This is a genomic window from Pseudomonas sp. Irchel 3H7 (assembly GCF_900187605.1).
Lineage (GTDB): Bacteria > Pseudomonadota > Gammaproteobacteria > Pseudomonadales > Pseudomonadaceae > Aquipseudomonas.
Genome location: NZ_FYEA01000009.1, coordinates 315,398 through 333,664, shown reverse-complemented (window position 1 = coordinate 333,664; position 18,267 = coordinate 315,398). Strand labels below are relative to the sequence as shown.

Annotated in this window: 17 protein-coding genes; 4 read left to right on the top strand and 13 right to left on the bottom strand. The window is 60.1% G+C overall.

Annotated elements, in window-relative coordinates; all coding sequences use genetic code 11:
• Nucleotides 1-662: 662 nt before the first annotated feature.
• Nucleotides 663-1,451 (bottom strand): response regulator transcription factor, encoded by a 789-nt coding sequence (locus CKW38_RS19115; RefSeq protein WP_095113552.1) that lies wholly within the window; start codon nt 1,449-1,451, stop codon nt 663-665.
• Between the two features lie 126 nt (nt 1,452-1,577).
• A complete protein-coding gene (locus tag CKW38_RS19110; RefSeq protein WP_176472353.1) occupies nt 1,578-2,048 on the bottom strand; it encodes a prepilin peptidase in 471 nt (156 codons plus the stop codon).
• A gap of 75 nt (nt 2,049-2,123) precedes the next feature.
• Between CKW38_RS19110 and CKW38_RS19105 the strand changes: the two genes are divergently transcribed.
• Together CKW38_RS19105 and CKW38_RS19100 are read left to right on the top strand one after the other, a co-directional pair.
• Complete coding sequence (locus tag CKW38_RS19105) at nt 2,124-2,567, top strand: TadE/TadG family type IV pilus assembly protein (protein WP_095113551.1); 444 nt, start codon at nt 2,124-2,126, stop codon at nt 2,565-2,567.
• Nucleotides 2,564-5,317, top strand: a complete 2,754-nt coding sequence (locus CKW38_RS19100) for a PAS domain-containing sensor histidine kinase (RefSeq protein ID WP_095113550.1) — start codon at nt 2,564-2,566, stop codon at nt 5,315-5,317. Before CKW38_RS19105 ends, CKW38_RS19100 begins: the two co-directional genes overlap by 4 nt.
• On the opposite strand, the gene CKW38_RS19095 is transcribed toward CKW38_RS19100, so the two are convergent.
• From CKW38_RS19095 to CKW38_RS19075, 5 genes are all read right to left on the bottom strand, one after another.
• A complete protein-coding gene (locus CKW38_RS19095; RefSeq protein ID WP_007914629.1) occupies nt 5,314-7,311 on the bottom strand; it encodes a pilus assembly protein TadG-related protein in 1,998 nt (665 codons plus the stop codon). The genes CKW38_RS19100 and CKW38_RS19095 overlap by 4 nt on opposite strands.
• A 203-nt stretch (nt 7,312-7,514) precedes the next feature.
• On the bottom strand, nt 7,515-8,072 hold the full coding sequence (locus CKW38_RS19090) for a DUF4136 domain-containing protein (RefSeq protein WP_095113549.1): 558 nt from the start codon (nt 8,070-8,072) through the stop codon (nt 7,515-7,517).
• Nucleotides 8,073-8,126: 54 nt separating this feature from the next.
• A complete protein-coding gene (locus tag CKW38_RS19085; RefSeq protein ID WP_007914627.1) occupies nt 8,127-8,741 on the bottom strand; it encodes a DUF4136 domain-containing protein in 615 nt (204 codons plus the stop codon).
• Between the two features lie 12 nt (nt 8,742-8,753).
• A complete protein-coding gene (locus CKW38_RS19080) occupies nt 8,754-9,503 on the bottom strand; it encodes a methyltransferase (RefSeq protein WP_007914626.1) in 750 nt (249 codons plus the stop codon).
• A complete protein-coding gene (locus CKW38_RS19075) occupies nt 9,503-9,805 on the bottom strand; it encodes a MazG-like family protein (protein WP_007914625.1) in 303 nt (100 codons plus the stop codon). The genes CKW38_RS19080 and CKW38_RS19075 overlap by 1 nt, the downstream gene beginning before the upstream one ends.
• 245 nt (nt 9,806-10,050) lie before the next feature.
• On the opposite strand from CKW38_RS19075, the gene CKW38_RS19070 reads away from it, so the two are divergent.
• Complete coding sequence (locus CKW38_RS19070; RefSeq protein ID WP_007914623.1) at nt 10,051-10,344, top strand: hypothetical protein; 294 nt, start codon at nt 10,051-10,053, stop codon at nt 10,342-10,344.
• 70 nt (nt 10,345-10,414) lie between these two features.
• On the opposite strand, the gene CKW38_RS19065 is transcribed toward CKW38_RS19070, so the two are convergent.
• Nucleotides 10,415-10,873: an ecotin family protein gene (locus tag CKW38_RS19065; RefSeq protein WP_095113548.1), complete on the bottom strand. Its 459-nt coding sequence runs from the start codon at nt 10,871-10,873 to the stop codon at nt 10,415-10,417.
• Nucleotides 10,874-10,983: 110 nt separating this feature from the next.
• Nucleotides 10,984-11,427: an ecotin family protein gene (locus CKW38_RS19060; RefSeq protein WP_095113547.1), complete on the bottom strand. Its 444-nt coding sequence runs from the start codon at nt 11,425-11,427 to the stop codon at nt 10,984-10,986.
• Between the two features lie 211 nt (nt 11,428-11,638).
• On the opposite strand from CKW38_RS19060, the gene CKW38_RS19055 reads away from it, so the two are divergent.
• The gene (locus CKW38_RS19055; protein WP_007914620.1) at nt 11,639-12,988 is read left to right on the top strand and encodes an MATE family efflux transporter; all 1,350 of its coding nucleotides are present in this window, start codon (nt 11,639-11,641) and stop codon (nt 12,986-12,988) included.
• Here the strand turns inward: CKW38_RS19055 and CKW38_RS19050 are convergent.
• The 4 genes from CKW38_RS19050 to speA all read right to left on the bottom strand — a co-directional run bounded on the left by CKW38_RS19050 (nt 12,982) and on the right by speA (nt 18,150).
• Nucleotides 12,982-13,857 (bottom strand): alpha/beta hydrolase, encoded by an 876-nt coding sequence (locus CKW38_RS19050; RefSeq protein ID WP_095113546.1) that lies wholly within the window; start codon nt 13,855-13,857, stop codon nt 12,982-12,984. The genes CKW38_RS19055 and CKW38_RS19050 overlap by 7 nt on opposite strands.
• 17 nt (nt 13,858-13,874) lie before the next feature.
• Nucleotides 13,875-14,669: a DUF4123 domain-containing protein gene (locus CKW38_RS19045; RefSeq protein ID WP_095113545.1), complete on the bottom strand. Its 795-nt coding sequence runs from the start codon at nt 14,667-14,669 to the stop codon at nt 13,875-13,877.
• Entirely contained in the window at nt 14,666-16,003 is a 1,338-nt protein-coding gene (locus CKW38_RS19040; RefSeq protein ID WP_095113544.1) for a type VI secretion system Vgr family protein, read from the bottom strand. Before CKW38_RS19040 ends, CKW38_RS19045 begins: the two co-directional genes overlap by 4 nt.
• A 233-nt stretch (nt 16,004-16,236) precedes the next feature.
• The gene (speA, locus tag CKW38_RS19035; RefSeq protein ID WP_007914615.1) at nt 16,237-18,150 is read right to left on the bottom strand and encodes an arginine decarboxylase; all 1,914 of its coding nucleotides are present in this window, start codon (nt 18,148-18,150) and stop codon (nt 16,237-16,239) included.
• Between the last annotated feature and the right edge of the window lie 117 nt (nt 18,151-18,267).

Genomic DNA, 18,267 nt, shown 5'->3' with positions numbered 1-18,267 from the left:
ACATCGTTGGGTTTTACAACAACGAACGGCTGCACTCGAAACTGGGATATCTGCCACCGACCGTTTACGAGCGGGCGATGGCGTCAAAACCACCTATCGAGGTGTCCGGAATTAGTTGACCACTGCAGTACGCCGACGTGAAATATCGAGTCGAATTCAGATTCTGAAACAGATCAAAAGCCCCTCACCCTAGCCTTCTCCCTGAGGGAGAGGGGACTGACCGAGGTGTTTGGGAGAGCTACGCCGACGTGAAAGACCGAGTCGAATTCAGACTCTAAAACAGATCAAAAGCCCCTCACCCGCTCCTAACCACTCAACAGGATGAGCGTTAGCTCGGCTGCAGCTTTTGATCTGCTGGCCCCTTCGGCAGGCTGAGTGGAGGGATTTATCCGGGGGTGGGAGCGCAGCGACCGTTTGGCGAAGCCAAACACATCGAGAGGAGGTGCAGCGAAGCAAACCGTAGGCGATGCCCCCCGGATAGATCCCGGAACGAAGGAACCCGAGCCACGGCGAGGGCCGAACGCCGGGGCCCAGCCTTTTGGTTACTTTTTGGCGTCTGAAAAAGTGACCCGCCGTAAGGGCGGAACCGCCAGCCGCAACACCCAAAAAAACGGATATACACACCAAACCCCAAGAACCTGGTCGGCCCACAGGCCGCCAAGTCAATGCGCCGTAACCCTCTGCCGCGCAGCAGAAGCACTCGGCGACAAAGCCAGAGCCAACTGCGTCCGATTATGCATATGCGTCAACCGCAACACCTGCGAAACATAAAGCTTCACCGTGTTCTCGGTAATCCCCAACTCACAGGCAATCTGATAATTGGTCTGCCCCTTGCCCACCAACCGCGCCACATCCAATTGCCGCGGCGACAACTGATTGAAAATCGCCGGCATCTCCTGCGCCTCAGCCTCAGCAGACTCACCACCCAATCCATCGCGAACCACCGACGAAGGACTACGCCGTACCTTGTCCAGATCCTGATAAAGGTCATCAATCGACTCAGACAGATACTGCAACTTCTGATTCAAATGCCCCAGTTGCAGATTCTTCTGCCGTTCCTGCAGAGCCGCCTCCTGTCGCCGCACACCTTCGAGCAATTCATCCAGATCAATCGGCTTCTGATAGTAATCAGCAATCCCGGCACGCAACGCCTTGATCACATCCTGCTTGTCGGCACGCCCGGTGAGCATGATCGCCTCAAAAGCCCGATGCTTGCCCGCCAGTCGCTGCAACGCCTGAATCAACTGAATGCCATCCATGTCCGGCATGTGCAGATCACTCAGCACCAGACCGATTTCCGCGTCCTCAGTGAAACGCTCGATCGCCTGCAGACTCGATTCGCACGGCACACAGCGATAACCGCTACTTTCAAGAAACTCGCACAGCTCCTCAACAATCAACGGCTGATCGTCGACCACGAGGACTTTTACCGCAGACGTAAGCTTGTTCACGTGCTACTCCATGTGCCAGGCCAAAGCTGACCATTCCTGTACTGCCAGCCTTTGGCTGTATAACCAGTTCCTTTGAAAGTAGACGTACTTTCCGACTATGTACATAGGACTAGTGGCGCTTGGCGACTAGTGGATCCAAAGCATGACAAACACGGCCCCCACCAACACGAACGGTGCAAATGGCAGCTTTTTTGACTTATCTGGCGCCAGATATCGCAGACGATCTCTAAGCCCTTGACTCATATGGAGCCAGACTCTTGGCGCCAGCAGCAGCCAGACCACACTGGCAAACCCTGCGCCAATAAACACGCCAAGAATGAACAGACCGTCCGTCGCAAGGCCCAGAGCTGTCATTAATTTCACATCGCCGGCACCCATCCGGCCCATGAAAAAACCCGGAAGGGTCAGCGCCAGAGCGATTAGGCAAGCCCAACCGCCCTGCCCCGCATCAGCGCCCAGCCAAGTGCTGCCGGTCCACAGCAGCCAGATCAGCGCCAGCGCGGCGACGCCGAAGGTCAGCCCATTGGCGATGCGTCGCTGGCGGGCGTCTTGCGCCGCGCACAGCCCCAGCCAGATCAAGAGGACAAAACTGTACATCGGGTAAAAACCGTCCATTTTTGCGGAATGATTCTATGCTGATACTACGCAGTGACAGTCAGGGTAGACGCACTCATGAAAACCGGCTTTCGGAAGTCGCAAAAAGGTGCGGTGGCGATCGAGTTCGCCTTGGTGTTCATCATCTTTTTCGCCGTGTTCTACGGTCTGGTCAGCTACAGCCTGCCGTTGGTGATGATGCAATCGTTCAATCAGGCCACGTCCGAAGCGGTACGCCGCAGTGTCGCGGTCGACCCCAACACGCCCAACTATCCAACGGTCGTGCTTAACACCGCGAATGCCACGCTGACCCAGCAATTGTCCTGGATTCCGCCGGTCTTCAACCTGGTGGTCGGCGTTGATACCAGCAGCCAATACAGCGCGTCAGGCCTGCTGACGGTGCGAGTGGATTATCCAGTCAGCAAGTTGAATCAGGTCATGCCGTTTCTGGTGCTTCCGGTCGTTGGCACAGTGCCTAGTCTGCCCACCTATCTGACCGCCAAATCGAGTCTGCAATTTTGACGTCGGGGGACAAACTGTTCGGGCGCTTGCTCAAACGCACACCACCCGCCGCCCATGAGTTGCCCGACCCTCTCGGCTCACCCGCAACAGGCTTGCACCTGTACCTGAACGATGACGGTGGCGTGCTGCAAATGGCTGGGCCGTTGCGGCATCTGCTGGCGCAGTTCAAGCCTCACGATCACCCTTTACCGCTGAGCACCTACCTGCTGCCGCACAGCACACTGGCCATCGAAGGTCGACCAAGGGAATGGCAGGGGCTGCTGCTTGATCTCGACTTCTTCGGTCTGGGCGAGCAGACCGTGCACCTGCGTGGCTGGGTGCAGCCGCAGGGCGAAGGCTGGCTGATGCAGTTGATCGATATCGCCGACTTGCTGCTCGAACGTCAACAATCGCGTCAGCGGGATGCCTGCCAATTGATTGCCGGGCAGATCAGCGAACAGTTACGCGCGTGCAGCCAGTTGCGTTTGCCAGTGATCGTCAGCGAACAATTGCAACTGATCGCCCAGCGCTGGCATATCCCTTGTGTGGCCCTGGCTTTGCTCGATGACGAGCAACAGGGTTGGCAAATCTATCGCCAGTATCGCGCTCACGATGCGCCGAATCTGTGGCATGACCAGCAGCGTCTGGGCACGCCGCTGGACAGCCTGAACGGTGTCGCGCCACAGCGTGTCGGCGCACACCATGGCCTCGACGAACACTCGCGGGTGCAAGTCCTGTTCGGCAATGCCGAAGGTTTCGCGGTGCCGTATAGCGATGAACGCGGCGTGGTGGCTTGGCTGCTCTGCGGTTTTTACTCCGTGGACAGCGCCGCGCCGTACCTGACCGAGCGCGACTGGATCGCACTGGTCGGTGCACTGGCCGGGCCTTTACTGGGGCGTTTGCGTGAACAGCAACATCACCTGCAACTGGAACGCATCGAAGCGCTGCAAACCCTGCTGGGCACCGGCTGGTGGGAGATCCTTGCAGGCGACAACAACATTCAATTGGCGCCTGCGCTGGCCGCAGCCCTGAAGGTGAACCCTGGCGGATTATCGCTGGAAGACTGGCTGAGGCAAATCCATCCCGCCGACCGTGAAGAGCTGCGCAGCCGTCTGCAAGCCTTGCAGCAACAGGGCGAAGCCCTGACGCTTTCGGTGCGTCTGAGCAGCGATGATCCCGCGCAGGCACCCCTGTGGTATCGCGTGCAGGGCCAAGTGATTGGCAGCGGCGAGTACCGCCGGTTGGTCGGTTTCATGCTCGATATCAGCGACATTCAGAACCAGCACCAACGAGCCGCTGCCGCACATGCACGGCTCGACAATCTGATCGCCAGTTCGCCCGCAGTAATTTACGTCCAGCAGTACCACGAAGGTGCACTGATTCCGGCGTTCTTCAGTGCCAGCCTGCAGCCGTTGCTGGGCTGGAGCCTTGATGATTGCGGGAACGGGGCCTTGGTCGAAATGATCCACCCCGAAGACCGTGACCTGTATTTCGCCCGCAGTCGCCAGCTGTTGCGCGAAGGTTCAGTGCGCGCGCGTTATCGGCTGCGCGATCGTCACGGTGAATATCACTGGCTGCTTGATGAAGCCAAGTTGCTGCGCAATGACCTGGGCCTGCCCGTGGAAGCAGTCGGTCTGTGGCTGGACGTCACCGAGGCGACCCTGGCGGCCGAGCAGGTGAAAAAGAGCGAAGAGCGCTATCGGATTCTGGTGGAGGACTCGCCAGCGATGATCTGTCGTTATCGCCCGGACCTAATCCTGACTTTCGGCAACCGGCCGCTGGCGAGGTATCTGGAATGCACGCCGGAGCAACTGCCGGGGGTCGATCTAGGCAGTTGGATGTCCGAGGAACAACGCGCCGCATTCGTCCAGCGTCTCGGATCACTGACGGCGGAGCAGCCGGTGAGCACCGCAGAAATCAGCCTGCAACTGCCCGGCCGCGAACACGCCTGGTGGGTCTGGTCCGATCGCGGTGTATTCGATGAACACGGCCAATTGATCGAAGTGCAAGCGGTGGGCCGCGACAACACCGAGGTGCGCCGCTCGCAGCAGCAACTCACGCAAAGCGCGAAAATGGCCACCCTTGGCGAAATGGCCACCGGCCTGGCCCATGAAATCAATCAGCCGCTGAACGTCATGCGCATGGCCATCGTCAACGTGCTCAAGCGTCTGGGCAACGGCGATGTGCAGGTCGACTACCTGACCGACAAACTCAACCGCATCGACGCGCAGGTGCAGCGTGCGGCGAAAGTGGTCGATCACATGCGCGTATTCGGCCGGCGCTCGGAGATCGAGCAGCAACTGTTCAACCCGGCCTCGGCCATCGAAGGCACGCTGTCGCTGCTGGCCGAGGGCATGCGCGGCAAAGGCGTGGATTTGCGCATCAGCGAGACCGGGTTCGAGGTCCAGGTGCGCGGCTACGTCGATCAGCTTGAACAGGTGTTGATCAATCTGATGGTCAATGCGCGCGACGCGTTGCTGAGCAAACGCGAGAAGGACTCAAGCTTCAAACCGTGGATCTCAATCTATGCCGAACGCGATGAACAGTGCGTGCGGCTGTGGGTCGAGGACAACGGTGGCGGCATCGATCCGCGTTTGCTGGAGCGGATTTTCGAGCCGTTTTTCACCACCAAACCGATCGGCGTCGGCACCGGGCTGGGGCTGTCGGTGAGCTACGGCATCATCGACAACATGGGTGGCCGGTTGAGCGTGCGCAACTCGGTGGAGGGTGCACGGTTCTGCATCGAGTTGCCGGTTGCCGTGGACGCCTAGATCACCAGATAGGCCTTGCCGGTCTGGCCGCAGGTCATGTTGGCGCCGACGTCGACGTCCATCAGATTGATGCCCAGACCTTTGAGCAGGTTGTTCAGCAGCGGGTCGAGCAATGGGCTGACCAGATTGGTCACCACTGGCAGTAACTTGCTGGTGACATCACTGATCAACGAGGCAACGCCGGTAACAACGGCACCCAATGGATTACTGCCCTGGGGTTTGTAGACGATCAGGTTGATGCCGGCGAGGGTGTTCGACAGGCTGCCAACGATGTTGTTGGTGGGTGCGGCTGACTGAATGCTTGGGGGCAATTTGAGGTTGGCCGGGGTGGCGAATGGCGTGGCGCTGGAGAAGACCAGATCCTGAGTGTTTTGCGCGACGCTGGTGTCGAGCATGATGCCGATGCCTCCCGCGCCGAAAGGGACATGGGTGGCAGGATCACAGGTGCCGAGCAGCAGGATTTTGTGACAGGTGACGATCCCCAGATCGATCAGCGCCAAGGGCGCCACCGTGGGTTCGGCCGCCGAAGAGAAGGCATTGGTCGGATCGATCTTGCCGAGTTTCAAATCAGCGATGGACGTGATGGTATGCGCGGTCAGGCTCTTGGTGCCGGTGGTGCCCGTCGGACAGCTGTAATCGGTGACATAACTCTTGGCGCCACCGGCATCCAGACTGATGTCGATTTGCGGTGATGGCAGCAATTGTGGATCAAGTTGCTCACAACCGGCGCCCAACAGACACAGGACTGAATTGAGCGTACTGACCAGATTCAGACTCAGTAGTGCATTGAGGGTCGGGGTCAAGCCACCGACCAGCCCCAGCACGGCATTGGTCAGCCCGGTGACGCCGCTGAGCACCGGCAGACTGACTGACACCAATGTGCGCACCTGCGCCGTACGCACATAAATCCGGTCCGCCCCGGTCGGGTTGACCTTGGCCCGCGCCGGATCGCCAATCGCAGAAAACTGCGGCGGTTCGATCACTTTCACCCGCACCGTGACATTCGCCAGCCCGAGCACGCTGATCGGCAATGTCGCCGCCACCGCACTCTTGCTATTGGCCAGTTGCACCACGCCCTGAATCAGTTGCAGCAGTTGCAGATTGGCGTCCAGCCCTGCCGCCGTGGTGCCAGTCTGCAGTTGCAGGATGTCGCCGAGTTTGACCGGCGCGGCATTGATTGCCGCGACCTGCAATTGGCCCAGTGCAGTGATCACCTGGGCGGTCGCGCCATTGAGCTGCACCACCGTCGCCGCCGCCTGAATCAGTTGCGTCACGGTCGCCTGGGTGTTGAGCAACTGCGTGTAATTGCCGGCCGCGACGTTGAGATTTATCGCCAGTTGATCAAGGTATTTGAGCAAGTTGATGTCGGTGTTCAGCAGGCCATCCCAGCCCAGAGCCGTGAGATTGACGTTACCGCCCAATAATCCGGAAAACAGTGGATTGAGGATGTTCGACTGCGCCGTATCGATGCTGGCCAGGGTGCTGCGAATATTCAACTGGGCCACCGTCGGCTGCGGTTTGGCGGCCACCGCCGAGGCATTGAGCGTGGTATTGAGACTGACCGGTGTGCCGCTGAACAAGGCCTGTACGCCACCGGCAAAACTGCTGGTCACCGTGCGACTGGCGACGACTTTGACCGCTGCCGCTTGCGTGGCATCCACTGCGAACGTGCGCAGGCCGGTGGCGGCCGTCACCAAGGTGCCGCATGTGGTGGCGAGGGTGTTGCTGGCATCGACGAGGTAGCCATTGCGCACGGCGCTTTGCCCGGCATAACTGGCGGCGCTCAGGCCCGGCAGGCAATTACCGCCACGGCTGACGGCTTCGAGGGCGGCGTTGTCGACCACGCGCTGCAATTTGCGTTGTTCCATGTACAGGCGACCGGTGTCGACCACCAACAGCAGCATCACCACCGCCAGACTGAGGGTGGCCGCCGCCATCAAGCCAATCGCCCCGCGCTGCCGGGCCGGGCTGTTGAATCGCGAACGAGGCGACATGGCGCACTCCTTTGCCGCTAGCTCCATTGGTGCAACTGAGTGTAGACGCGCAATCCCCGGTAGGAGCTGCCGCAGGCTGCGATCTTTTGATCTTGGCCTCTAAAAAGCAAAATCAAAAGATCGCAGCCTTCGGCAGCTCCTACAGGGGTTCGTCGCAGGGCAAAAAATGGGAGCTCAAGAGCTCCCGCTTTTCCTGAACGGATTCAGCGCGGTGGATAGTTGACCAGAATCCGCCCGACCGTCTCGCGGATGGCATTGCTGCGATCCTGCGGATTAGGCTTGCTGGCGAGCATCTGCTCATCACTGCCGCGCCACACCAGTTTGCCGTCCTTGCCGTCGAGCAGGTCGATCTGGATGGTCGCGACCTTGTAGGTGATGTTGCGCGTTTCGTTGTACATCGGTGCGCCCCAGTAGCCGTTCCACGGGCCACCCCAACCGCCGCCGTAGTTGGTTGTTACTTGCTGCTGACGATCCTCGACGATCAAGTAGGTCTGCACACTCAAGTCACCCCTGGCGCCCGCAGCCGCCGGGCGCAAGCCACGCTGATCGAGTTGGTCGGCGACTGCCTGGCGGATGCGCTGTTCGGTCAGGTCGCTTTTGATTCGCGGATCATCGGGGCGATATTGCAGGGCGGGGTCTTTCCAGCTCCAACTGCGATAGGCGGCAAAGTCGCGGCTGGCATCGAAGTCGTGATTGACCTGGTTGGCGGCGCAGGCGGTGAGCAGCGCGGCCATGGCCAGTAGAACGAGACGGCGGAACATGGTTTTTCTCCGGTTGAAGACATGAACCTGCGGCAGCTTCTGATTGGCAGGAAGCTAACCGGGAGGATACGCCGACATGGCCTTTTCCACAGCCTCGCGGATCGAATCGGTGCGATCGATTTCGCTACCCTTGTTCGCGGTTTCAGCACTGGCGCTCCACACCGGTTGCCCCGTGCCGGCATCGAACAGATCGACTTGCACCACCACGACTTGCTCGGAATACGTGCGTACGATCGGCACCGTGTTGTACATGCCATAACCGCGACCATATCGATCATAGCCGCCGTATCCGCCGCCGTAATAACCGTAGTCGTCCTGGACCTGACGCAAGCGGGTTTCCAGACGCAGATTGGCGCTGACCAACAAGTCGGCCGGGCGCTTGTCGTGCAGCGGGCGCAAACCGCGCTGATCGAGGGCATTGCTCACCGCCTCGGCCACTTGCGCCGAATCGGCCCACGCCGTACCCGGCGGCAATTGCCCATTGAGCCAGGCCCAACTGCGATAGCGTCCGTAGTCACGCGGCGGCGCCGGGTACGCGCTGCGGTCGAAGGTGGCGGCGGCCTGGGGCGGTGCAGGCGGCAAGGGCCGCGATTGCGCCACGTACGGGTTGCTGCTTTGGCAGGCAGCCAACCCCAGACAGATCAGCAATAACCCGGATTGAGCTTTCATGTCGCGCTCCGATCAGATCGGCCGGCAGATCCAGTGCAAGTAGCGCCCAAGCCCGGCGAAGCTTGGGTGACGGCGGTGAGCGAGTTCCATCTCGAGCAAATCCGCGAGTTCGGCGCGGGCCTGGAACTCCACCGGCATGTAGTCGTGGAAAACGCGAATCCCGCTCTGGGTTTCGACCTGCCACAGGCCGTCGAGTTGCGTTGCCAATTCCCGTGGGTCCAGCGGTTGTTGCGGGGTCAGGCTCTGCTTTTCCCCGGCCATGCTGTTCTTGCGCATTTTCTTGAAATGGCCTTTGAGCAGGTTGCGGTAGATCAGCGCATCACGGTTGTAGAACGCCAGCGACAACCAGCCACCAGACTTGGTCAACTGATGCAGCACCGGCAGGATCGCGTGGGGTTCGGCGAGCCATTCCAGCACGGCGTGGCAGATCACCAGATCGTACGGTTCAGTAAGTTGCCCGAGCAGTTCCTGCCATGGCGCCTGAATGAACGTCGCGGTTTGCCCGGCTTCAGCGAAACGCTGGCGCGCGCCTTCGAGCATCGGTGCGGCCGGCTCGGTGAAGGTCACATCGTGACCGCGTTCAGCCAGCCACAGCGACATGTGGCCAAGGCCGCCGCCAATGTCGAGCACCCGCAACGGACGACCCGGCAATGCCTCGATAAGATCGGCCTGCAACACCGCGAGGCGAATCGCGCCTTTGGCGCCGCCATAGATTTTTTCGGCGAACCGCGTCGCCAACTGATCGAAATGCCGGTCGCTCATCAGCTGAACCGCCGTTCGCTGTCGGCGAGCTTGGCGCGCACCACTTCATTCATGTCCAACCCCAATTCGCTGCACAGCAGCAACAGATACAGCACGATATCGCCGACTTCCTGCCCGGCGTGGGCGAGTTTGTCCGCCGGCAACTGGCGCGACTGGTCTTCCGTCAGCCACTGGAAGATTTCCACCAGTTCAGACATCTCGACACTGGCCGCCATGGCCAGATTTTTCGGGCTGTGAAATTGCCGCCAGTCATTGCGGTCGCGAATGGCGTGCAGGCGTTCGGTCAGTTCAACAAGGTTCATCGGGCTCTCCTGAAGGCGTATAGCTTCGGGGGGATACCCACCAAAGGCAAGCGGCGCAGGTGATCTGATGTGGGAGCGAGCCTGCTCGCGAATACGGTGTGTCATTCAACCCATCAGTTATCTGATCCACCGTATTCGCGAGCAGGCTCGCTCCCACACAGAATGGGTGCAAACCTTCTATCATGCAGGGAACTCGGCCACCTGCGTTGTGGCCCAAGGCTCAGCTCTTTCATCAGGATGCACACATGCAGGTAGAAAGCTTTTTCGAATGGCTCGGCCAGGCGCTCGGTTCGGTCATCCGCTTTATCGTCGACGGCCTCAGTGGCTTGTTCAACATTCTGAGCAATGCCGGCGGCAACTTTGTCGACGGGCTCGCCAAAACCCTGGGCATGGACACCTCGATCATCAGCATCATCGCGTTGATTGTCGGGTTGATGCTGTTGTGGTCGGCGATCCGCGCGTTCATGAATGCCTCGATCATTGCCGGGATTATCTGGTTGTTGCTGGGGTTGTGGCTATTGAGCTGGATTATTCATTGATCCTGTAAAAGCCCCCTCATATCAGGGGGCTGATCAAATAAAGGATCAATCAATTCAAAGCTGGCAGCACTCAGCTCCCGGATTCTTCGGGCCTGGCTTCTACGGTGTAATGAATATCGATGTCCTCATGTGCGTGAATAACAATTGGAGCGGTGCTGGAATAGGCAAGCAGGCTGTCTCTGAGTATCAGATCGTAAGTCTTGGCATCACGACCGCATTGCAGTCGCTGTGTAGTCAGTTCATAGGGTTTATCGATCTTGTAATAACCCTCCGGAATCGCCTCCAGATCACCGAAAAACAGATTGCCCCCCATTCCGCAGTCTGTCCAAAGATTGCATTCTCCAATAACGGTGATCCTGGCCTGAATCCGTACGACCAGCGTTTGCGCGTCGTCGCGCCTCGGCAGCCAGAAAACATGTTTCCGATCAGGGGCTTTTATCCGGATATTCTCCGGGCGTTCGGAATAGTCCCTGTCGCGCAAAGTTTCCTGAGACACAGGTTCGTGGATGATGTTTCGCTCGTTTTCCATTTCGTTTCCTTACAGCCTGATCATTAGTAAACACAGGCCAATTCAATCCATTAATGTTCCGGACATGCGCCGCAGCGAAATACCCGGCGGTTTTTTTGTTCAACAACCGCTCAACCGCTAATCGCCGCGCGCTTTTTTTCAATCGCGTACGAAATATCAATATGCTCGTGCGCATGAATAACAATGGGTTGTCTGCTCGAATAATCGAACGTGTTATCCGTGAGCACTAACGACACCGTTTCTTCGTGGGTGACCGGGCATCCCTTTCTTGTCGACAGGGTAATCGGCAAATCAAGTCGAAAATATCCCAGCGACTCTTTGTGAAGTCTGCCTGGCAATGTAGTCGTAACGTTGCAATCAACGCTTCTTGTTATCTCAGCCTTGATGAGGACCTCAAGGGATGCTTCATCGCTGCGCTTTTTCAGCCAGATAATGTGCTTGCGATAGGGGGCGCTGACTATCGAGTTCTCTGCGCTTTCGAAAAAACCGGTGGAACGAAGCGCCGTCACAACGGCGTTGACGATGCCAGAGATGATGCTTTCAGAGTGATCCATTGCGCCTTCCAGTAATTTGTTTGACTGCTTGAGGGCGATTGAACCCCGTGTGCAAATCTGGTGTGCGGTACATAGATATACGCGGCATGTTTTTGAGCTGGGCGCATAACCCGATGTGTCGTCGGGGAGCGCCATTGCCGCCCGACGCAGATTTCGGGTGCGGTAAATCCGCGGTGCATCGCTACAATGTCCGCTTCCCCAAGGAGCCTGCATGCCCACTCTGATCGCCGACTGGCGCGACCGCCCGACGCACCGCAAGGTCTGGGCACTCGCCGCGCCCATGATTCTGTCGAATATTTCCGTACCGCTGGTGGCGCTGGTCGACAGCACCGTCATCGGCCACCTGCCCCACGCCCATCAATTGGGCGCGGTGGCAGTCGGCGCCAGCCTCTACACTTTTCTCGCTTGGGCCATGGGTTTTCTGCGCATGGGCACCACCGGGTTTGCCGCACAGGCTGCCGGGCGCAGCGACGGTGCGGCATTACGGCAGATTCTGTTGCAGGGCCTGCTGCTGGCGATGGGACTGGCACTCGTGCTTGGCACGTTGGGTGTGCCGCTGAGCGGCGTCGCGCTGCACTTCATGCAACCGTCGGCGGAGCTGGATCAGCTCACTCGGGACTTTTTCCACACGCGGCTGTTCGGCTTGCCGGCGGCGCTGGCCAGTTATGCGCTGGTCGGCTGGTTCCTCGGCACGCAAAACGCCCGGGCGCCGCTGGCGATTCTGCTGAGCACCAACCTGATCAACATCGTTCTCAATTTGTGGTTCGTCATCGGCCTGGACTGGGGCGTGGTCGGTTCGGCGCGGGCCTCGGTGATCGCCGAGTGGAGCGGCGCCCTGCTCGGCCTGCTGCTGACACGCAAGGCATTGCGGGCGTATCCGGGGCACATTGTCTGGGCGGCGCTGAAGGTCTGGCAGAGCTGGCGCCCGTTGCTGGCGGTCAACCGCGACATCTTCATCCGCAGCCTGGCGCTGCAATCGGTGTTTTTCATGATCACCGTGCAAGGCGCGCGACTGGGTGATTCGACGGTGGCCGCCAACGCGCTGCTGCTCAATGGCTTGCTGTTGACCGCACATGCGCTGGACGGTCTGGCCCATGCCGTCGAAGCTTTGTGCGGACACGCCATCGGCGCCCGTGATCGCCTGGCCCTGCGTCGATCGCTGGTGGTTGCCGGCGGCTGGTCACTGATCGCCAGCCTCGCCTTCGCCACGTTGTTTCTGCTGGCCGGGCACCTGTTCATTGAGATGCAGACCGACATCCAGAGCGTGCGCGACACGGCCTTCGTCTACCTGCCCTACCTCGCAGTGCTGCCGCTGATTGCAGTCTGGAGCTACCTGCTCGACGGCTTGTTCATCGGCGCTACCCGCGCGCGGGAAATGCGCAACGGCATGTTGATCACTGTGGTGCTGTTGATGCCGTTCGCCTGGGCGTTGCAAGGTCTGGGCAATCACGGGCTGTGGATATCTTTTCTGCTGTTCATGGTGTTGCGCAGCCTGACGCTCGGCGCACAAGCCTGGTGGCTCAAACGCAACGATGGCTGGTTCAGTGGCGGCGTTCACTGAGCTGGCGTGTGGGCGATAAACCCGACCACCTGATCGAGCACCGGCGCCAGTTGCCGCAACGGTCGTGACAAGGTCGCAACCAACGTAATGTGATTGGGCCGCGAGTAATACAAGTCCTGCACAGGCCCCCCTGCCTCGCGCAGTTTGCTCGCAAGCCCGCCGGTGTTGCGCGTCGGGTTGACCAGATCATCCTCGGTCGCGGCAATCAGCAGCGCGGGCGGTGCGCCGGGACTGACATGGTTGATCGGCTGCGATTGCGGCGGTGAGTCCGGCCAGAAGAACACCGGGCGCACCTCGGGATTCTTGATCGGCAGAAAGTCGTAAGGCCCGGCGAGACCGATCCAGCCGCGCAAATCCTTGGGCGACATGCCCACCGCCGCGAGCCACTCACCATCCAGCGCAAGCATCGCTGCGTTGTATCCGCCAGAGCTGTGACCCATCACATACAAGCGCTGCGGGTTGCCGGCAAACTCGCGGATATGCGCTTTGGTCCACGCCACCGCCCGCGCGCCGTCCTGCAGAAACAGTGGATAGCGCACCTGTGGATACAAACGGTAATCCGCCACCACCGTGACTATCCCCCGGGACGCCAGCGCTTCACCGACAAAGCGGTAGTCAACGCGCGAGCCACTGTTCCAGCTGCCGCCATAGAAAAACACCACCACCGGCGCGCCCGCCATCGGCTGATGCGGCACATACACATCGAGCTTCTGCCGAGGGTCGTCGCCATACGCGATGCCCATGGTTTTGTCGTAGGTGCTGTCCGGTGTCAGCGCGTTGAGCAACTGCACGGGCGAGCAACCGCTCAGCGCCAGCAGCAACACACTGCCGATCACAGCGCCCACCCCTTGCCGGAAAAACCGTGTCATACGCGCCGAACCTCGCCTCAGGACTGATCGCCGCGCCACTGGCGTCGTACATGGTCAAGCCGCTGCTGTTGGGTCAAACCCACCGGCGGTGGCACCAGCACGGCACGCGGATGCAGCAAGCGTAGCCATAACCAGCCATCGAGCACGGTGCGGTCGCTGAATCCTAGCGCCAGGCCTTGTTGAACATGGGAGGACATCGTCGCGTAATCGGTTCCCAACGATTGGCACCAGCGCCAGATGTGCTGTTCCAGCAAGCAGGTTTGCAAGCGTTCGCGCTGGCGCCGGGTCAGGCTTTCTTCGATGCTCAGCGGTTCGACGGCAAGCCCCGGATTGCGCAACTGCTGCCAGCCCTGGCTGCCAATCGCGCGGTCGGCCCAAGTGCCGCCGAACCAGCGCATCTGACGGATCGGCCCGAGCCAGCGGCTCAATTCAGAGGCGTCGCAAGCGTCGAAAAAATAGCTCGCGGTCTGCCGGTTGTAATAGCTGAGCAACGCCCGATGACTCAATCCGAACGACACTGTGAGCATGCGCTGCAAGTGCCTCAGCAACTGTTGCGCCGAGACCTCACTGCCCAGCAACAGCCCACGCCAGGTGTCCGGATCGCGGTGACACAACGCGGCCAATGCCGGGCAATCGCGCAACTCGATCAACACCGGGCCATGCTCGCTGACCGGTTCAAACTCGGTGCCATCGAACAGCTTGAAGCACCGCACATCGGCAAAGGCCTGGCGCAATACCAGCAAGGCCTGCGGTGCATCCGGGCCATCGAGCAACAGCCACTGCGCCATGGGCTCAAGCGCCGCGCCAGTCATGTTGTGCCGCTCTGTTCAAGGGCGGTGACCAGTCGACAACTGCACACCGGCTCTGCGCAGTGACTGAAACTGCCGCCGCCGGGGATCAGGCACAACAGCAGCAACGGCTCGCCGGACGCCAGCAGTTGCTGCAGGCCTTCACTCACCAAGCTGTCGGGCAGTGGCGGGGCATCGTCAGGCTCGGCGACGGCAAGTGGCGGTTGCAGTACACCGCTGATCATCGGCTGATCCGGATCGCCCTCGAAAAAGCTCACCACCACCTCGACGCCATCGCTCAGCGCCGCAATTGGCGTTTGCGCCACGGATGGCGCGAGCGGTAGCCAACAGTGACTCGGCGCGGCGCCTTCGCCTTGATAGAGCCAATCGAATTGCACCGCCACCGGGCGCTGGCAATCAGGCTGCGGTTCGTCCACCGTCACCACCCACGCCCGTTGCAGGCTGTGCATGCGCGAGGGCGCAGTGGCTGATGCACACGGCACCTGCAACGCACCAAACAAGCGATTGGCATAAGGACGTTCGAGGGAGGGATCGGCGCGATGTTCAATGCGTGTGAGCAACCATGGGCGATTGCATTCGGCGAAAGGATGACCGGCCAATCGCAGCCAATGACCGCTGCGCAACGCCGCCAGCTCACTTTGTCCTTCGGCCTGTTGCTGGCCCGATGAGCTGGCCTGCACGGTCTCTTGCAACTGCCATTGGTGCAAGGTGCGAGAAGCGTTATGCCCATTGTCCTCGCGCTGATACCGCGCGGCACCGGCCAAGGGCAACTGCGCCGGATCATCGGCAAAAACCAGACAATGCCGGTCACGGTCGTGTTCAAAGTAATAGTGAATCCGCGCCTGCGCGCACAAGCGCTGGAGCAGTTGCAGATCGGACTCGCGGTATTGGGTGCAGAACGTCCGGGGCGCGTACTCCCCGCGTAACTCGAAGCGGCGCTGGGCACCGACGATGCCGTGCTCTCTGAGCACCTGTTCGATGATCTGCGGCACCGAACGGCCACTGAAGATTCGTTGGCTGAAGCGCAGCGCGAGGCAACCCAGTTTCGGCCCCAGACGGATCCGGCTCAACCGCAAACCCTGTCCATGATCATGCTCATGCTGGACAAGGCTCTGCAATTGCCCGTGCACACCCTCCCCCGACGGCCCGAAACAGAGGAACGCCGAACGGTAAAGCAGACCGGCGAGATCCAGGTGCGGATCGTCGATCAACACATCGATCTCGAACGCAAAGGATTCGCTGAGGGCTTCGCTACCGGTAAAGGCCAGGACTTCGAAGGGGTCGGACAGGCCCGCTACATCGAGACGAAACGACGACTCGTTGACTGGTTCGAACATGGGCGGATCTCTACAGGAGGGGCGGTCGGGGATTCTCGCCGAGAGCCATGGCCGAGTAGAGAGCTGAAGTACAACTTAGGAAATGACCTACGTGAAAAGCAGACCGGATGACTTTGCTGGCCGGGGATGCCAAGCATTTCGCGAAGATTTTGGGAGATATCCCACCGGGTCATGCGAATTTTCCACCACTTTCGGAAAAAATTCGGACAACCCGGCGAGATCGCCACCTGGCGTCAGGAGGACAGGTAGGAGGAACGGGTCAGGCCCAGACGCAAGGCATCGAGAAATTGCGTGCGCTCGCTGGCACTGATGCGGGCACTGGCGCACTTGTCGCGGTAGTGAGTCATCAGTTCTTCCGGCGACAAGTGCACGTAACGCAGCATGTCTTCGATGGTGTCGTGGGTCTCGATGCCAGCGTGGTACACGCTGCCATCGGCGTTCTGGTAGATGTTCACCGAGTCGGTGTCACCGAACAGGTTGTGCATGTCGCCAAGGATTTCCTGATAGGCGCCAACCAGGAATACGCCCAGCAGGTAGTCTTCGCCTTCATTCAAACCGTGGACCGGCAGGCTGGTTTCGATGCTCTGCTCGTCGACGTACTGGTTGATCTTGCCGTCGGAATCGCAGGTCAGATCCTGCAACACCGCGCGGCGCAGCGGCTCTTCGTCGAGACGGTGCAGCGGGATGATCGGCAGGACCTGATCGATCGCCCAGGTGTCCGGCAGGCTCTGGAATACCGAGAAGTTGCAGATGTACTTGTCGGCCAGTTTGTCGTTGAGTTCGTCGAGCACCTGACGGTGCGAACGCTGACGCGCTTTCAGCGAGTTGTGCAGGCGACGGCAGACAGCGAAGTAGCACTGCTCGGCCAGGGCTTTTTCAGCCAGGGTCAGTTTGCCGTCGGCGTACTGCGCAGCCACATCGCTCATGTAGTGCGTGGCACGCCAGTAGGTTTCGGTGACCATTTCGATGTCGGTCGGGCCGAGCAGATCAACCAGCCACTGCACGGTTTCCGGCAGCGCTTCCTTGTTTTCGATCTGCGGGATTTCGTCGTTGTGCTTCTCGACGTCGGTGACCTGCACGACCAGCATCGCGTGGTGCGCGGTCAGCGAGCGGCCGCTCTCGGAGAAGATGTGCGGGTGCGGCAACGCCTGCGCGTCGCAGAACTCCTTGAGCATGCCGACCACGACACCGGCGTAATCGTCCATGTCGTAGTTGATCGAGCTGGCGTTGCGCGAGTGCGTGCCGTCGTAGTCGACACCGAGACCACCACCGACGTCGATGTGATCAACCGGCAGACCGAGGTTGCGCAGCTCGCCGTAGTAACGGATCGCTTCCTTGAAGCCGTGCTGGTAGTCGGCCAGGTTGGCGATCTGCGAACCCATGTGGAAGTGCAGCAGACGGATGCCCTGATCGAGACCGGCCGCGCGGAAACGCTCGACCACCGACAGCAGTTGCGCCGCCGACAGACCGAACTTGGATTTTTCGCCACCGGTGTCCGCCCACTTCGACGACGCCAGCGACGACAGACGCACGCGCAGGCCGACCTGTGGCTTGACCTTCAGCGAGGCAGCTTCTTCGATCACCAGACCGACTTCGGATTCTTTCTCGATGACGATGAACACGTTGTGACCGAGCTTCTGACCCATCAGCGCCAGACGGATGAACTCACGATCCTTGTAACCGTTGCAGACGATGGTGCCGCCCTTCGGCGCCAGCGCCAGCACGGCCAGCAGCTCAGGCTTGGAGCCGGCTTCCAGGCCGATGGACACGTCCTGGGTGGCAATGATGTTCTCGATCACCGCTTCTTGCTGGTTAACCTTGATCGGGTACAGCGCGGTGTACTTGCTCTGGTATTCCAGACGCTCGATGTTGGCATCGAAGGCGCCGGTCAACTGGCGGACACGGTCTTGCAGGATGTCGGGAAAACGGACCAGCAACGGCAAAGACAAACCGCTCTTGCGCAGTTGGTCGACTTGCTCGAACAGGTCGATAGGCGAGCTGCTCGGGCCGTTCGGACGAACTTCGACGCGACCGGCGTCATTGATCGCGAAATACCCGGCCCCCCAATGGCGAATCCCGTAAACACTGCGGCTGTCCGCAACTGTCCATTGGCTGCCATCGTCTTTGCGTGTGCGTCGTACGGACATCGAAGTCCCCTATAAAGAAGTCATAGTGCGTCGCCTGATCGCAGGCCGGCGCAGTCTAAAGTATGAAAATGACGGTTCGTCAGCGCGGCGGTAGACCTCACTGACTGCGTGGAGTTT

Excerpts from the sequence above, each read along its gene's own strand:
- CKW38_RS19110 (WP_176472353.1), bottom strand. The coding sequence starts at position 2,048 with ATGTACAGTTTTGTCCTCTTGATCTGGCTGGGGCTGTGCGCGGCGCAA.
- CKW38_RS19105 (WP_095113551.1), top strand. The coding sequence starts at position 2,124 with ATGAAAACCGGCTTTCGGAAGTCGCAAAAAGGTGCGGTGGCGATCGAG.
- CKW38_RS19095 (WP_007914629.1), bottom strand. The coding sequence starts at position 7,311 with ATGTCGCCTCGTTCGCGATTCAACAGCCCGGCCCGGCAGCGCGGGGCG.
- CKW38_RS19090 (WP_095113549.1), bottom strand. The coding sequence starts at position 8,072 with ATGTTCCGCCGTCTCGTTCTACTGGCCATGGCCGCGCTGCTCACCGCC.
- CKW38_RS19085 (WP_007914627.1), bottom strand. The coding sequence starts at position 8,741 with ATGAAAGCTCAATCCGGGTTATTGCTGATCTGTCTGGGGTTGGCTGCC.
- CKW38_RS19080 (WP_007914626.1), bottom strand. The coding sequence starts at position 9,503 with ATGAGCGACCGGCATTTCGATCAGTTGGCGACGCGGTTCGCCGAAAAA.
- CKW38_RS19075 (WP_007914625.1), bottom strand. The coding sequence starts at position 9,805 with ATGAACCTTGTTGAACTGACCGAACGCCTGCACGCCATTCGCGACCGC.
- CKW38_RS19070 (WP_007914623.1), top strand. The coding sequence starts at position 10,051 with ATGCAGGTAGAAAGCTTTTTCGAATGGCTCGGCCAGGCGCTCGGTTCG.
- CKW38_RS19065 (WP_095113548.1), bottom strand. The coding sequence starts at position 10,873 with ATGGAAAACGAGCGAAACATCATCCACGAACCTGTGTCTCAGGAAACT.
- CKW38_RS19060 (WP_095113547.1), bottom strand. The coding sequence starts at position 11,427 with ATGGATCACTCTGAAAGCATCATCTCTGGCATCGTCAACGCCGTTGTG.
- CKW38_RS19055 (WP_007914620.1), top strand. The coding sequence starts at position 11,639 with ATGCCCACTCTGATCGCCGACTGGCGCGACCGCCCGACGCACCGCAAG.
- CKW38_RS19050 (WP_095113546.1), bottom strand. The coding sequence starts at position 13,857 with ATGACACGGTTTTTCCGGCAAGGGGTGGGCGCTGTGATCGGCAGTGTG.
- CKW38_RS19045 (WP_095113545.1), bottom strand. The coding sequence starts at position 14,669 with ATGACTGGCGCGGCGCTTGAGCCCATGGCGCAGTGGCTGTTGCTCGAT.
- CKW38_RS19040 (WP_095113544.1), bottom strand. The coding sequence starts at position 16,003 with ATGTTCGAACCAGTCAACGAGTCGTCGTTTCGTCTCGATGTAGCGGGC.
- speA (WP_007914615.1), bottom strand. The coding sequence starts at position 18,150 with ATGTCCGTACGACGCACACGCAAAGACGATGGCAGCCAATGGACAGTT.